This window comes from Legionella lytica (assembly GCF_023921225.1).
In the GTDB taxonomy this organism is placed as follows: Bacteria; Pseudomonadota; Gammaproteobacteria; order Legionellales; family Legionellaceae; genus Legionella; species Legionella lytica.
This window is the reverse complement of record NZ_CP071527.1, coordinates 1,616,417-1,631,375: the sequence shown is the minus strand read 5'-3', so window position 1 is coordinate 1,631,375 and position 14,959 is coordinate 1,616,417. Positions and strand designations below refer to the sequence as shown.

Sequence of the window (14,959 nt, the reverse complement as noted above, 5' to 3'; positions counted from 1 at the left end):
TACTTACTAAATAATGTTGAACCATGGATAATACCTATATACCACAAGAAGTTGAGGAACAAGCTCAACAGTATTGGCATAAAAAACAGTCTTTCAATGTTTCTGAAGATTTAAACAAAGAGAAATTTTATTGTTTATCCATGTTTCCCTATCCCAGTGGAACATTACACATGGGGCACGTTCGTAATTACACCATCGGTGATGTGATTGCACGTTATCAACGAGCCTTAGGCAAAAACGTACTGCAACCTATTGGTTGGGATGCTTTTGGCCTACCTGCCGAGAATGCTGCGATTAAAAATGGCATTCATCCTGCAGAATGGACTAAACAAAATATAGAATCAATGAAGAAGCAATTTTTACGCTTAGGTAATGCCTATGATTGGCGCCGTGAAATTTGCACCTGTACTCCTGAATACTATCGTTGGGAACAATGGTTTTTTATACGCTTATTTGAAAAAGGTTTAGTCTACAAAAAAAATGCGGTTGTTAACTGGGATCCGGTAGACCAAACCGTACTTGCTAATGAACAAGTAGTTGATGGTCGTGGTTGGCGTTCTGGTGCATTAGTTGAACGAAAAGAAATTTCCCAATGGTTTATTAAAATCACTGCTTATGCTGATGAATTATTGAGCTCATTAGATACTTTAGATGAATGGCCTGCTCAGGTTAAACAAATGCAGCGTAATTGGATTGGCCGTTCAACAGGAACAGAAATCCATTTCAACGTAAATAACTATCCTAAACGTTTAAAAATCTATACCACACGCCCGGATACATTAATGGGGGCTACCTATCTTGCAGTGGCAAGCGATCACCCTATTGCGAAAGAAGCGGCAATTCATAGCCAAGAAATAACCGACTTTATTGCCAGCTGTCAGGGCACTAAAATGGCTGAAGCTGAACTAGCAACCATGGAAAAACGTGGAATTGCAACAGGTATGACGGCAATTCATCCAATTACCGGTGAAGAACTTCCGATTTGGATCGCCAATTTCGTATTAATGCAATACGGCTCTGGTGCGGTAATGTCAGTTCCTGCCCATGATCAAAGAGATTGGGAATTTGCACAAAAGTACAACTTAGCGATCAAGCAAGTAATTAAGCCTACTGGCGATGCGGATCATGATTTTAAAAAATCAGCATACACTGGTGAAGGTACTTTAATTAACTCCGGTCAATTTGATGGAATAGACTCAACTACGGCAATTTCAACAATTACTGATTTCCTTGAAGAGAATGATGCAGGTAAGGCAACCATTAATTATCGCTTGCGTGATTGGGGTGTTTCCAGACAAAGATACTGGGGTACACCAATACCAATGATTCTCTGTGAACAATGCGGTACTGTTCCGGTTCCAGATTCTGATTTGCCTGTAGTTTTACCCGAAAATGTATCGTTTACTGGCACAGGATCTCCTTTAGCTCAGTGTCCAGAATTCGTTAACGTCTCCTGCCCCAAATGCGGACAGGATGCTTGCCGTGAAACTGATACTTTTGACACCTTTGTTGAGTCATCCTGGTATTACGCACGTTTTGCATGTAAAGGCCAAGAAAATGCCATGTTAGACGATCGTGCCAAATATTGGACTCCTGTAGATCAATATGTGGGTGGAATTGAACATGCAGTAATGCATTTACTTTATGCTCGCTTTTTCCATAAATTGATGCGCGATGAAGGCTTAGTAAATTCGGATGAACCATTTAAAGCCTTGTTGACTCAAGGTATGGTATTAAAAGACGGCCATAAAATGTCGAAGTCTGTTGGTAATATTGTTGATCCAAATCAACTTATTGACACTTATGGTGCGGATACAGCGCGTTTATTTGTTATGTTCGCCTCTCCTCCTGAGCAATCACTCGAATGGTCAGATGCTGGGGTTGAAGGAGCCCATCGTTTCTTAAAACGTGTTTGGGCTTATGCATACCAACACATGAATATGTTTGTTGAGATTAATGACATTATCCTTGGTGGTAACGGACATGTTAACTGGCAACAAGCAGATAACCGTTTGAAAAAATCACGACATGTGGTGCACCAAATCCTTGCCCAAGCAACTCATGATTATGATCGAAACCAATTTAATACGGTTGTTTCTGGCTGCATGAAGCTATTTAATGAAATTTCAGCATACTCTATGGAAACTGAAGAGGATAAATTCTTTATTCACTCCAGCATGAGTATTTTATTACGCTTGCTTGCACCAATCACCCCCCATATTACGCATCATTTATGGCAGCAATTAGGCTTTGAAAAAGCAATTATTGATGCTAATTGGCCTCGGGTTGATAAAGGCGCATTAAAGACTGAAGAAGTTGACTTCGTGGTCCAAGTTAACGGAAAACTAAGAGCACAATTTACGGCAAGTGTTGATTCAGCTGAAGATGTTTTAATTGAAGCAGCAAAAGTGCATGCTCATGATTTTATCGTAGGTAAAACCGTTAAAAAAGCGATTGTAGTAGCTCACCGACAATTGATTAACCTGGTCGTAGCCTAATGAAAAAACTATTCATACCACTAATGCTTAGCCTCCTGCTCTGTGCATGCGGCTTTCATTTACGTGGTATGGTAAATATCCCAACCTGGCTCAATGATATTGCAATTGTTGCTAAAGAACCCGATAAAGAGCTCATATCGATACTTCAGGCCCAATTAGAAGGTTATAATATTCATGTGGAATCAGAGCCTGCTCTAGCTAAATACTGGTTAGTGATCAACCGAGAGCTTATTTCACGTCAAATTGTTAGTGTGGGAGCGAGTACTAATCCCAGACAGTTTACAGTCACCTTGCTTATTGAGTTTATGCTGCAAACCCGTAAGGGAAAAATACTAAAAGTACCAAAACAAGTTCAGGTTACACGTCAAATCACTATAAACAATGATCGTATTCTGGGCTCCACCGATGAAGAGGCCATTTTAATAAGTGAAATGAAGCAAGACGCGGCCATTCAACTACTTAACCAACTCAGCCATCGTGACGTAGAAATAAATACTAATGGAATTCAGCCTGTTAATTAACTAGTGAAATACCATGCAAATTAAACAGCAAATGCTTGCTCAGCAGGTACAAAAAAAAATTGCTCCATTCTACATGCTGATTGGGCAGGATACTTACCTTCTTGATGATTCATTAAGCACGATAAAAACGGCCATTAAAAAAGATTATGAGTGTGATGAAAAAATCATATCCATTCAATCTACTGATGACTGGAATAACGTTCTTGAAGAGGCTAATAGCTACTCTTTATTTTCCGACGCTATCTTATTAAATATTTATTTTGATAAAAAATCACTGGATGCTACTGGAAAAAAAATTATCACCAATTATCTAAACTCAATTAATACACGCTGTTTTATTATCATCCGTGCACCGAATATACCGGCAAAGCAATTACAGTGGCTTGCCGCACACGAGCAAGCAGTTCTTTCGGTAGCCTACACATTAAATCCAGCCAATATGAAGGGTTGGATTGCAAATCAACTGAAAGCTAATGCATTTAGCTTCGACCCACTAGTGCCGGAAGTAATTCATCATTACACGCAAGGCAACATGCTTGCTTGTGCACAAGTCATTGAAAAACTGGTTTTAACCTATGCACCAAATGATAAGATTAGTGTTCAACAAGCCCAAGAACAGTTATCCGATCAATGTGATCATGATTTGTTTGAATTAACTGAAGCCTGCTTATTGGGGCATGCTGAACAGGCTATTCCAATTTTAAGGCATGCGGCAAATAATAAAACAGAAGCAACATTAGTATTGTGGATGCTCGCTCAAGAAGTAAGACTCCTGCTCCAACTATCCCATTTACTACAGCAACAAGTAGATATTAAAACTGCCTGTAGCCAATTAAAGATATGGCCTCAGCGCTTTAGCCATTATCAAGCGGCCAGCAAACGCTTAAATAGAGCCGAACTCCAACAGCTACACCAATATTGTTACCAAATCGATGAACGCATTAAATCAAGTTTTAGCAGCCAAATATGGAATGCTCTGGAAAATCTTGCTCTCTCACTATGTCTTGGAAAATTAATAGGTGATACATGGAGCATATAGCAATTTTTGGTGGTACCTTTGATCCAATTCATAATGGGCATTTACAAACAAGTTTAAACATTCAATCCTCTTTTATCTTTGATACTTATTTTTTTTTACCCTGCAAAGTTCCAACAATAAAGCCGGCTGCCTTAGCCAGTAATGAGCAACGTATCAAAATGATCGAGTTAGCTATAAAGGCCAATCCTCATTTTAAATTGGATTTACGTGAAATTGAACGTGATAGTCCCTCCTATATGGTTGAAACGCTACAAAGCTTTAGAAACCAACATTCAGATGCGTCAATTACGTTAATTATTGGTTATGATGCCTTTATTTCGTTGCCTAAATGGCATGAGTGGGAAAAGCTTATTACTCTAGCGAATATTCTAGTTATCAATCGTAATGAATTTGTTCAACATCAAATCCCTGAACTAATGCAACAATTCTTAAAGAATTATCAATGTAAAGAAAAAACAGTCTTCCTGAACAGTAAGGCTGGTGCCGTATATCTGTTTGATGCCGGTTATTATGAGATTTCTTCAACGATGATTCGTGAAGAGATTAAAAATGGAAATAATGTAGACTGCAAAATACCTAAAGAGGTGTATCAATACATTAAGAATAAACGATTATATCAGGTAAAACAGCAGTAATTATGAATGTCCTTTAATCACTTCCATTGGTTCAACCAAATGGTAATTGCTAAAACGTCCCCAGTATCTTGCCGTTGCTTTGATCAAATCCGGCTCAAGATATGGGCGAATGTCGTATTGGCTTGAAAAAGCGCCAAGGATCAGCAGCTTAGCCTCGATAAACCGATCAATATTAATAAATACATTTGGCTTAAAATCTACGGTACTTGAGGGAGATAAGTAACAATATAAATTAGGGATTTTTCTGCATGCCGTGATCGTTGCTTGATACGTACTCCGATGATCTTGATGGCTGTCGTGAAATGAATGCGTATAAATATGAGTAGGTTGTATTTCTTGTACTATTTTCTCAATAAACTGAATGGTACTCGCCGAATGATTGATATCGGTATCAACAAATCTTCCCATGAATAATTGTGCATTTTGAATCTCTGCTGCTTTCTGTGATTCTTGCTTTCTAATTGATGAATCCCCTCCAACCTCACCCATACTTAATGTGAGAATGTTCAGAGAGTCTCCGTCAGCACGATGCTTTGCTAACGTACCAGCACAACCAAACTCTACATCATCTGGATGAGCTCCTATTGCAAGGACTATTTTTTTGCTTTTAAAACGCCTGTTTCTCGACTCTTCTGCTAGTGTTAACACCTTAGAAACAAATTCTTTTTCTTGTAATGGTTTAAAAAATAAGCCATCCGCATGATTTTGCATGGCGGAAATAATAAAGTCTACCTTTTTATCTTCTGTAACGATAAGTAATGAAGTTTCAGGATTTACATTTTTTACCATAATGGTGATATCCAAATCATCCATTTCAGGTGAATTCATATCAGTAATGACTAGATCCCAATCGGCCAGCGCCACTTTCTTTTTGCAGTCGTCACTATCCAATACATGAGTTACTTCCGCGTGGTTTTGTAACCAATTTAAAATGCTACGAGCAACATTGTGATTGGGTTCGATGAGTAAAATTTTATAAGGTGGTCTATCCATAACATATCCAACTATTAAAAATTTTAGGCAATATTTATAGATAAGTATAGAGGAGAAAAAATATAAGTCAGTTTTTTAATATATTATTCTTATATTAGCTCCTCCATGCTGGACTAATCAGGGGTTTGAGATGAACAAAGTGCTTTCCATTCATCAGGAGCAAAAAAATGCTCCGTCCAATAGCGAACAACCATTAACTCTTTAAAGGGTAATAAATCAGAAGTAAATGGTTTATTTAACAAATCGTCAATTAATAGTTGAGGGATGTCAATTCCAGCAGCGGCAGTTAATGGCAAAGTGCCTGGGAAACGAGGATTAATTTCTAATAGCTTAAACGCCCCTTTTGCATCCGCTTTAAATTGTACGTTGGCCACATAAGTAATTCCTGCCCTTGTAGCAATATCAATAGCCATCCTGGATAATTGAGGATTAATACAGGTTTGTGCTGCAACTGCAATTCCAGAATCAATTTTCATACGTAAACGAGGGACTGCAGCTATTGGAATACCAGTACTGTGAATATACACATCAACAGAGTATTCATCCCCAGGAAGCAATTCCTGAATTAGATAACTACCATCATCAGGTAGCATTTTAAGTTCCTCAACACCATTAATGATCATAGCGCCATTTGAGCCTGCACCACAGCGTGGTTTGGCAAAACAAGGAAATTGCAATAGTGCCACATCAAGCGCCGGTGTAAACAAGCTAAATGTGGGTGTATGACCGGTGCTTTGGCAATAAGTTAACAAGGAGTATTTATCACGACAACGTTCTAAGGACTCCACTGAACTAAGTGGCATTTTGATGCCATGCTCGGCAAATTGTTTAGCCTGTAATGCTAAATGAGCTAATTCACAGTCTACTGTAGGAATAAACAATTCGATTTGATGCTTTTGACATTCCTGAAGCAATATAGATGAAAACTTCGGTGAATTGCCAGGCGGAATAATCAATCTTCGCGCTGGAGGAACTAAATATAGACCAGCTGCACAAGGATCAATATCTGCCATGAAAATATCATGTTCTTGATTAAGGCTTTTCCAAACACTGACTGCTGCCGCCCCACCAGCTCCTGTTAATAAAATTCTCATTATTTTTGCCCTCTACGCGACAGCGTTGTCGCCGTTTAACTCTGTATGTTACATACAGCATTACGCCCAGTATATTCGCCAACCCGCTGAAAAAATGGTTGTATTATTAAACTCATAATGCTCAACAGCTCCCTCTATCGCCTGATGCTTAAATGTAGGGAAAATAAGGCGTCCATGATAACCCCAAAATTTTTGCGTTGTGTTATAAGAAGCTCCCACATCATAAAAAGCAGAGTTTGCAAATTCTTTACTTAAATCAAGGGAATAGGTAGTGTTTTGCCCCCCTATTTGCTGATTTCCCCAAAAACCTGTAGCGCTAATGTTGAACGGAAGTGGGGTATAATAAGTGAGGCCGGAAAAATATAGTTGGTTATTCCATGGCGAAGGAAAACCAGCCCAAAAACCACCGAACCATTGTAAAGAATTAAGCAAGTAAAGATTACCTGTGCCACCAACTCGTGACTCTATAGGCAAATTATTATGCTGTCGGAAATCATAACTAACACCCCAACCATATTTACCAGGGAGTTGGCGTTGGTAAGCAAGAAAAATGCTGTTATTAGGCAAGATCGTTGGTTCAACGGTTAAATCTAAATTTAATTGTTGGCTGTTATGGGTGGCAATACCAATGATCCTATCCGTAGCATTAATATCACTGTACCCATAAAGCACACTGCTGTTTGATTGTTTGTCGAGTACTCGGTATTGTCCTTGATTAAAACTGGCCATATAACGCGTGGAGTTATTCAGTTGCTCTAATCCCGATAGTGAATCGCTATTTTTGGGGTTAAGTTGTAAAGCCCTATTAAAATAAGCACGTGACTGCTTGAATTTTTTATTAGTCATTTGTAAACGGCCCATCGCATTTAATGCATCGACATCGTTAGGATTTTCGGCCAACAATTGACTATAAATAAGATTCGCTAGGCGAATATGGTATTGTGCTGTTTCAACTCGTGCCACACCTAATAATGCGGGCCGAGATTTGGGATTTTTAGCCAATAACTCCTGATATTCAGCTTGTGCTTTTTTTAATTGTAAAGACCATTCATAAGTTAATGCTAACTCTTGTGCTGGCACGGGATCGTTACTCGGTGCAGCATCTTTAGCACGTTGAAGCCAGCGTATAGCATCAAGATAATTCTTTTGTGAACGAGCTAATAAGCCATGCAATAAATAGACTTGAGCATCACGATGCTTTAATTGGTTGCAATAATTCAAAATGCGCTGCACCTCGTTCACGCGAGGATTTTTTGCATTAACCAATAGCAATCCTGCCGCCGTATTGCAAGGAGAAGGTTTTGTTGGGAGCACTTTGTGTACAGGCTGGCTTGCAACTTTGTTTGAATTAAGTTGTTCTAAACCGATTTTAGCATCATAATTTCCTGGCTCCAGACTCAAAACCAGATCAAAATAATGTTTGGCTTGCGCATAATTTTTTCCCATCATGTGAATACGGGCTAAACCGTTTAAGGCATCTACGTCCTTAGGATTTTTTTGCAATAACCCCATATAAATGCGTTGGGCTTCAACATTATTTTTTTGCCATAAATCAATACGCGCCTTACCGAGTAAGGCAGGACGTAAATCAGGATGGCTAGCCAAGAGGGTCTCATAGATATTTTTTGCTGTTAAATCGAAATGCGACCATTCATAAGTTACAGCCAATTCCAGTGCGGGCACAGGATTATCTGCTGGAGCTGCATCCTTAGCTTTTTTTAACCATTCGATGGCTTGAGGATATCTTTTTTGTGCACGCTCATGTAATCCCTGCAACAATAATACTTGCACATCAGTATTTTTCTCACGCGCACAATTTAAGAGGATTTGTTGTACCAACAATAATTGGGGAGGAGACTGGTTAATTAATTTTAACCCTTGGGCAGGATCACAAGTAAAAATTGGCGTAATGGTAGAGTCTAGCTTTGCAACTTCTTCATTTAACCGATTAACCTGCTTCATGCCAATTTGCGCATCTGCATTGCCTGGTTGTATGGTTAAAACCTGATTAAAATAAAGTGCCGCTTCATCATACACTTTATAAGCCATCATGACCCGCCCCATTCCATTTAACGCATCAAGATCGTTGGGATTTATACTTAATAGCTTTTTATAAATATTAAGTGCATTCTCCAAGTGATTATTTGCTGTTGCTGTACGAGCCAATCCCAGTAATGCGGGGCGAGAATCAGGATTTTTTGCTAAAACTTGCTCATATATGGGCTGTGCATTATCTGGTTGACTCGCCCATTCATAGGTGACCGCCAATTCTAATGCCGGAATATAATTAGTGGCAGCGGCTATTGCTTTAGCTTGTTTCAACCAAGCAATTGCTTCTGAATAATCATTATTTTTCATTCCTTCTTTTCGAGCTAATAAACCATGCAAAAGTAAAACCTGCACATTTTTGGGCATGGTTTTATCACAAGCTGCGAGCATGCTCTTGATTTGCGAAAAGGCTGGGTTGTCTTGATTTAATAAAGTAAGTCCCTGATTAGCATCGCACACTAATGGTGCATTTTCTGCCCTTAACAAAAAAGTCTGGCCAAGCATAACAAGTACTAGGCTGTATTTAGACCAAGTCATATTCATGATAATCCATAATATCGATGTAAAACACAAAAAATAATTAAAATCATAAGCATCAACACTTCATAATAAAATAAACGCCGTTCTGCTTTCTGATCAGTCACTAAAATCTTTTGAAAATTGTAAGCCATAGGTGGTGTATTCTTTTTCACTTCTACTTTGCACGTTTTTATAGTTTTATTCCATTTCATTTCACGATGAAAAAACTGCACAAGATAAGCAGATAAGGTAATAACACAGAGCAATGGTCCATAACCAACTAATAAAAGTAATGGGCTAGTAATTATTTGTGGTACGCCCGCCCTATCCAAGTGATAAACAACCCAAGCACAAAACATGCATAAAGCAATCCAAGTATTAGCCCATAGTAAAAAATAATGGTCATAAATATAGATGAGTTCTATTGAACCATAGTGATGAATGAGTAAAGTTGCATGGTCTGGAAAAACAGCGACCAACATATTAATTAACGAAATTAATCCTGGAAACATAATTCCTTCAAACCAGACTCGTTTTGCGGTTTTAGGATCAATACAAAAGCTATAAAAAGTAGTGAATAAATAAGCGGCAAAACTGATTAGAGAAAAAATGCGGAAAAACTGCCACGATAATGAGGTGTTTAAAAAATAAAGAGTATTCAGCGCTAAAGAAGTGGTAATCATGATTAAGGGCATCAAAACCGTGCTAAACCAAATCAACCCAAAAAAAATCCCTCCAAGCCCGCCAGGTGTATTAGGGCGGAACCATATTTTCTTAAACTTTCGAATAATCTGTACATTACCCTCTGCCCAACGAAAACGCTGTCGCCATAGACTGCTTATATCGCCAGGCTCTTCAGCAATCGCGATGGCATTTCCATCAAAGAGGACTTTGTTTCCATGCAACTGGGTTTTAAATGTTGTGTAGGTATCTTCTACTAATGTTGAAGTATCAACTTTGCCGCCCAATTGCTCAATATTTGCCCTGGTGTGTAATTGTGCTCCTCCAGCCAGACATGCCATTACACCAAGAACATTTTGTGCACGTCGCGTGGCAGCTTGGGCAACTATATATTCAAATCCAATGCTACGGCTAATGAAATTACCTGGATTCTGCCCCTCTTTAATGTAGGCAGTTACCGCACTAATATGTGGATCGGCAAAATGACGAGTCATTCTTAGCAAAGTATTTTTTTCGAACATGACGTCCGCATCAATGATCATAATCGCTTCAGCCCAAGAGTCGTTCAAGATTGTTCGCAAACCGTGATTAACTACTGCGGCCTTGCCAAAATCGATTTTTTCAGTACGACGAACGTTAAAAACATGATCAGGGTATTCTTGGCTTTTAGCCGCAAGAATTTGGGGTGTATTATCAGTGCTAACATCATCTATGGCATAAACTCGTAAACACTCGTAGGGATAATTCATGCTCATGAGACTATCGATACTAAAGCCAATCACATCCTCTTCATTCCAAACAGGGATAATAATGGCCACCCTAGGAGTGTAATTTTTACATTGTGAGTAATGATTTTTTAATCCGTGAAGACCAACTAAAAGAAATTGCAGGAATAAAGTAATGACCGGGATAACCCCCAGTAGCGCTAAAAAAGATAAGAAGTTAATTAATCCAACCATAGATTAAGATTCATCCTGTAAATAGTAACTATCTCATTACTTTCGAGAAATATTCAAGGCTTGTTTACAGTCCCTAGTGTATCAGGATTATAAAGAAAGAAAACCTGGCTGCATGCAACCAGGTATTATTAACTACTCAGATTTAGTTATATTTTTTAAGGGTGAGGAATGGAATCGATAATATTACCAAGATTACCTGAAACCGCATCCATTGACTTCATTTGATTAAGCACGATAGGAATATAACTAGACACCCAATTCACTACAGGCTGTAGTTTGTTACAAATCACTGAGGTTTGGGTATAAGGCTGATAAGGCAAGGAGGTCATTTTTAATACAGCCAATACAAATGACACCATTAAAACTCCTTTTGCAAAACCAAAACACCCTCCCAAAATCTTATCAATGCTGCTTAAACCTGAACGACGAAGCATAAGACCTAGAATAAAATTAATTACCGCTCCAGCAAACATCACACCAATAACAATAATCATAAATGCTGCGGCGGTGCGTGCTGTTTGGTTTCCTATAAATTGTGACAACCAGGGGGTTAAACTTTGTGAATAGTTATATCCCGTCCATATGGCAACTATCCAGACACCTAAAGCAATTACTTCTTTTATTACCCCACGAAATAATCCGGTTATCGTAGATAATCCAATCAACACTATAAGAATTAAATCTATCCATTGAAATTGCATCACTAGCTGACTCCAGTATTAACCACAAATCCATTTAATTGCATAGCACTTGCCAATTGAGTTTTCAGCTTAACTACGTTGTCTCTAATTGGAGAATGCCCAACATACACTTTGTAAATGGTCCCATTTCTTCCTGCTACTCGTGCATAACTCGCTTTATATCCTTTACCTTGCAATTTACGTACCAAAGCTTCTGCATTAGCGAGCTTTGAAAAAGATGCAAGTTGTACTGCATAAATATCATGCTTCACAGCAGGCTTTTTAGTAACTACTTGGGCCACAACGGGTTTTACCGGCATCTTAGGTTTAACAAGCTCTACTTTACGCTGAATGACTTGTTGTGCAGCAACCTGAACAGGTTTAACTACTGGTGCTGTAGGTTTAATCACAGGTTTTTCAACTTTAGCCTGAACTACTTTGACTTCTTTATGTACGGAAGTTTGTACCGCATTGTTTAAGGCAAGTTCTATTGGCTTTTCGATTGCAACCTGAGCTGGCGTTGGGTCCACCGTAGCAACAGGCATATTTGATTTTTCATGAACAGGGGCTGAAGCAATGAAATCTTCTTTAACTTGAGGAGCAGCCGATTTAATATTTACCTTAGCAATTTTAATCGTTTTGAACATTTGCTCTTCATCAGTAACGGCAACATTTGGAGCAATAGGTTTAGGGGGTAACTGAACATTAACACTAAGGTTGCTTTCTAAATGTTGGCTTGATTTTTTCATCATAGCAGGTAAAAAAATTGCCCCTAATGATAAAACCACAGATATACCAACTAAACGATGTTTTAATTTCTCATCCATTACCAGTTTCATCGAACCTCCTAATTAGACTGGACAGCCATTATATGACTCACAGTAAAAAATGACCCATAAACAACGATTAAATCACCTGGTTTTGCCTGATCTAATGCCGTTTTAAAGGCAAGAAGCGGCTCATTATAACAAATTTTCACAAAAATTTCTGCATCATTAAAATAAGAAAGCAATAAATTTGCACTAATGGCGCGTTTAACATTTAATTGAGCCGGATACCAATAATCAACATAATCCTTTAACGGTACAATTAAACCAAGGATATCTTTATCTTTTAACGCTGAAAACACAGCATGAATCTTAGACTTTTTACCATAATGCTGCAAAGTCTTAGCTAATAACCTTGCAGATTGAGGATTATGAGATACATCATAGAGAACATCAACGCTCCCCTTCTGTAATTGCAAACGTCCAGGAATAAAAATACTCTCCATTGCCTTTTGTAAATGCTCGTAAGACACAGGGAGGCTCTGGGCTAATATATGGGATGCAGTAATTGCAGCGGCGGCTGATTTCAGTTGTATGGCCGGTTTTGGTAAATCATGTATTTTTGTTTCACCACAATAAACACTCCAAGTCAGATCGAGTTCTTCAAATGAAAATTCCTTACCTATATAATAAGAAGAAACGGGCAATGCTGTAGCCACTTCGACAATGCTTGCAGGGGGATTCTCATCAGCATAAATAAATGGCTTTCCACTACGAAGAATGCCTGCTTTTTCATAACCAATCACCTCCAGACTATCACCTAAAAAGTCCTGATGGTCCAAATCAATAGTAGTAATGATTGAAAGATCCGCATCAATAATATTGGTTGCATCCAGACGCCCACCTAAACCAACCTCAAGGATAATAATATCTACCTGCTCTTGGTGAAAATACCATAATGCAGCAAGTGTTATAAATTCAAAGTAAGTTAATACCGTATCCTGGCGTACTGATTCAATTAAAGCAAAGGCCTGACACAAGATGTCCTCATTTATTCGTGTTAAACCAACACGGACACGCTCATTAAAATGAATAAGATGCGGAGAGGTATAAGCCCCTACCTTATAACCAGCTGTATGATAAATATGTTCTAAGGCGGTTACTGTAGAACCTTTTCCATTTGTTCCGGCAACGGTAATGACGTTACATTTAGGCCTAAGTAATTGTAATCGCTCTGCAACGATTTGAATTCGAGCTAAACCTAATTGAATTTCGTTGACATTTCGAGTTTCGAGATCAGATAGCCATTCAGCTAAGCTCCATTCGTGATAAGGCTTGAACAAAAAAGTACTCCTGGCTGAATTTTAGATAAGATAAAAGCTCTGGAGCTCGCAACTCACCCCCGAATTACCGCGACTTGACGCGGTATTCGGGAGTACTGAAAGTCCCGCATTCACTGAGATAAGCTCAGCTAATTAATATTTGCGAGTTAGCTTCGATACCAATTCAGAAATAAGCGGACGAAGTTCTTTTCGTTGCACAATCATATCAATATGACCATGCTCTAAAAGAAACTCACTACGTTGAAAACCTTCCGGCAAAGTTTGTCGTACTGTCTGCTCAATTACTCTTGGGCCTGCAAAACCTATTAAAGCATTAGGCTCAGCCATAATCACATCCCCTAGACTTGCAAAACTCGCAGATACACCACCCATAGTAGGATCTGTCAGCACCACAATAAAAGGAAGTCCCGTTTCAGCAAATTTTGCCAATGCCGCTGAAGTTTTCGCCATCTGCATTAAAGAAAATAAACCTTCTTGCATACGCGCACCGCCACTGGCAGTAAAACAAATGTAAGGACGATGTTCTTCTGCTGCTACAGAAACCGCACGCACAAACTTTTCACCCACAGTAGCTCCCATTGAGCCACCCATAAAGTTAAATTCAAAAGCACTAACCACAACAGGCTGTTGCATTAATGTACCTTTAACAACAATTAATGCTTCTTTTTCACCCGTAGCTTTTTGAGCTTGAGAAATTCTATCTTTATATTTTTTGGAGTCTCTAAACTTCAACCTGTCAATTGGCTCTAACGATGCGGCGATTTCCTCTTGACCTGCTTCATCGAGAAACTGGCCAATACGAACTCGTGCTGAAATTCTATGATGAAAATTACATGACGGGCAGACCATTAAATTCTTGGTCAATTCAGTGCTATATAGAACCTCATTACAGCCAGAACATTTAAGCCATAAACCTTCAGGTACCCCTTTTTTCTGCGAGGTATCAGTATTTACTCTTGATGGTAATAATTTTTTTAACCAACTCATAAATTGGAACCCATTATTTATAGAATCTTAGTCATAAAAAAAGCAGTCTCTTCCATTATAGGAAAAATCTACTGCTTTTTTTTCGCTAGCATTATACACATAAAAAAATATTCTGAAATCGTATCCAGTTAAACATTAGCCTCAATACCATAATCCCCTATCAAAGTAAACGATTTATTATTAATATTTTCAGG

Annotated in this window: 12 protein-coding genes; 4 read left to right on the top strand and 8 right to left on the bottom strand. The window is 38.6% G+C overall.

Going from position 1 to position 14,959, the window contains the following annotated elements; all coding sequences use genetic code 11:
- Nucleotides 1-23: 23 nt before the first annotated feature.
- Genes leuS through nadD form a run of 4 tightly spaced genes read left to right on the top strand, consistent with a single transcriptional unit; the run spans nucleotide 24 to nucleotide 4,693 of the window.
- Nucleotides 24-2,498 carry a leucine--tRNA ligase gene (gene leuS, locus J2N86_RS07265; RefSeq protein WP_252578663.1) on the top strand — a complete coding sequence of 825 codons (2,475 nt, stop codon included), beginning with the start codon at nucleotides 24-26 and terminating at the stop codon, nucleotides 2,496-2,498.
- Nucleotides 2,498-3,019 carry an LPS-assembly lipoprotein LptE gene (locus J2N86_RS07260; RefSeq protein ID WP_252578660.1) on the top strand — a complete coding sequence of 174 codons (522 nt, stop codon included), beginning with the start codon at nucleotides 2,498-2,500 and terminating at the stop codon, nucleotides 3,017-3,019. Before leuS ends, J2N86_RS07260 begins: the two co-directional genes overlap by 1 nt.
- Before the next feature lie 13 nt (nucleotides 3,020-3,032).
- Nucleotides 3,033-4,058 carry a DNA polymerase III subunit delta gene (holA, locus tag J2N86_RS07255; RefSeq protein WP_252578658.1) on the top strand — a complete coding sequence of 342 codons (1,026 nt, stop codon included), beginning with the start codon at nucleotides 3,033-3,035 and terminating at the stop codon, nucleotides 4,056-4,058.
- Entirely contained in the window at nucleotides 4,046-4,693 is a 648-nt protein-coding gene (nadD, locus tag J2N86_RS07250) for a nicotinate-nucleotide adenylyltransferase (RefSeq protein WP_252578656.1), read from the top strand. Before holA ends, nadD begins: the two co-directional genes overlap by 13 nt.
- On the opposite strand, the gene J2N86_RS07245 is transcribed toward nadD, so the two are convergent.
- The 8 genes from J2N86_RS07245 to accD form a co-directional block, all read right to left on the bottom strand.
- On the bottom strand, nucleotides 4,694-5,686 hold the full coding sequence (locus J2N86_RS07245; protein WP_252578654.1) for a PIG-L family deacetylase: 993 nt from the start codon (nucleotides 5,684-5,686) through the stop codon (nucleotides 4,694-4,696). It abuts the gene before it with no gap.
- 113 nt (nucleotides 5,687-5,799) lie between these two features.
- On the bottom strand, nucleotides 5,800-6,780 hold the full coding sequence (locus J2N86_RS07240) for an ATP-grasp domain-containing protein (protein WP_252578652.1): 981 nt from the start codon (nucleotides 6,778-6,780) through the stop codon (nucleotides 5,800-5,802).
- Nucleotides 6,781-6,840: 60 nt separating this feature from the next.
- Nucleotides 6,841-9,372, bottom strand: coding sequence for a tetratricopeptide repeat protein (locus J2N86_RS07235; protein WP_252578651.1), 2,532 nt, complete (start codon nucleotides 9,370-9,372; stop codon nucleotides 6,841-6,843).
- Nucleotides 9,369-10,988, bottom strand: coding sequence for a glycosyltransferase (locus tag J2N86_RS07230; protein ID WP_252578649.1), 1,620 nt, complete (start codon nucleotides 10,986-10,988; stop codon nucleotides 9,369-9,371). The genes J2N86_RS07235 and J2N86_RS07230 overlap by 4 nt, the downstream gene beginning before the upstream one ends.
- A 155-nt stretch (nucleotides 10,989-11,143) precedes the next feature.
- Nucleotides 11,144-11,689, bottom strand: a complete 546-nt coding sequence (locus tag J2N86_RS07225; RefSeq protein ID WP_252582406.1) for a CvpA family protein — start codon at nucleotides 11,687-11,689, stop codon at nucleotides 11,144-11,146.
- Nucleotides 11,690-11,691: 2 nt separating this feature from the next.
- A complete protein-coding gene (locus tag J2N86_RS07220) occupies nucleotides 11,692-12,507 on the bottom strand; it encodes an SPOR domain-containing protein (RefSeq protein ID WP_252578648.1) in 816 nt (271 codons plus the stop codon).
- Between the two features lie 8 nt (nucleotides 12,508-12,515).
- The gene (gene folC, locus J2N86_RS07215) at nucleotides 12,516-13,778 is read right to left on the bottom strand and encodes a bifunctional tetrahydrofolate synthase/dihydrofolate synthase (protein WP_252578647.1); all 1,263 of its coding nucleotides are present in this window, start codon (nucleotides 13,776-13,778) and stop codon (nucleotides 12,516-12,518) included.
- Nucleotides 13,779-13,910: 132 nt separating this feature from the next.
- Nucleotides 13,911-14,765: an acetyl-CoA carboxylase, carboxyltransferase subunit beta gene (accD, locus tag J2N86_RS07210; RefSeq protein WP_252578646.1), complete on the bottom strand. Its 855-nt coding sequence runs from the start codon at nucleotides 14,763-14,765 to the stop codon at nucleotides 13,911-13,913.
- Nucleotides 14,766-14,959: the final 194 nt, after the last annotated feature.

Excerpts from the sequence above, each read along its gene's own strand:
- holA (WP_252578658.1), top strand. The coding sequence starts at position 3,033 with ATGCAAATTAAACAGCAAATGCTTGCTCAGCAGGTACAAAAAAAAATT.
- J2N86_RS07230 (WP_252578649.1), bottom strand. The coding sequence starts at position 10,988 with ATGGTTGGATTAATTAACTTCTTATCTTTTTTAGCGCTACTGGGGGTT.
- accD (WP_252578646.1), bottom strand. The coding sequence starts at position 14,765 with ATGAGTTGGTTAAAAAAATTATTACCATCAAGAGTAAATACTGATACC.
- J2N86_RS07235 (WP_252578651.1), bottom strand. The coding sequence starts at position 9,372 with ATGAATATGACTTGGTCTAAATACAGCCTAGTACTTGTTATGCTTGGC.
- J2N86_RS07225 (WP_252582406.1), bottom strand. The coding sequence starts at position 11,689 with ATGCAATTTCAATGGATAGATTTAATTCTTATAGTGTTGATTGGATTA.
- J2N86_RS07220 (WP_252578648.1), bottom strand. The coding sequence starts at position 12,507 with ATGAAACTGGTAATGGATGAGAAATTAAAACATCGTTTAGTTGGTATA.
- J2N86_RS07240 (WP_252578652.1), bottom strand. The coding sequence starts at position 6,780 with ATGAGAATTTTATTAACAGGAGCTGGTGGGGCGGCAGCAGTCAGTGTT.
- nadD (WP_252578656.1), top strand. The coding sequence starts at position 4,046 with ATGGAGCATATAGCAATTTTTGGTGGTACCTTTGATCCAATTCATAAT.
- J2N86_RS07245 (WP_252578654.1), bottom strand. The coding sequence starts at position 5,686 with ATGGATAGACCACCTTATAAAATTTTACTCATCGAACCCAATCACAAT.
- J2N86_RS07260 (WP_252578660.1), top strand. The coding sequence starts at position 2,498 with ATGAAAAAACTATTCATACCACTAATGCTTAGCCTCCTGCTCTGTGCA.
- leuS (WP_252578663.1), top strand. The coding sequence starts at position 24 with ATGGATAATACCTATATACCACAAGAAGTTGAGGAACAAGCTCAACAG.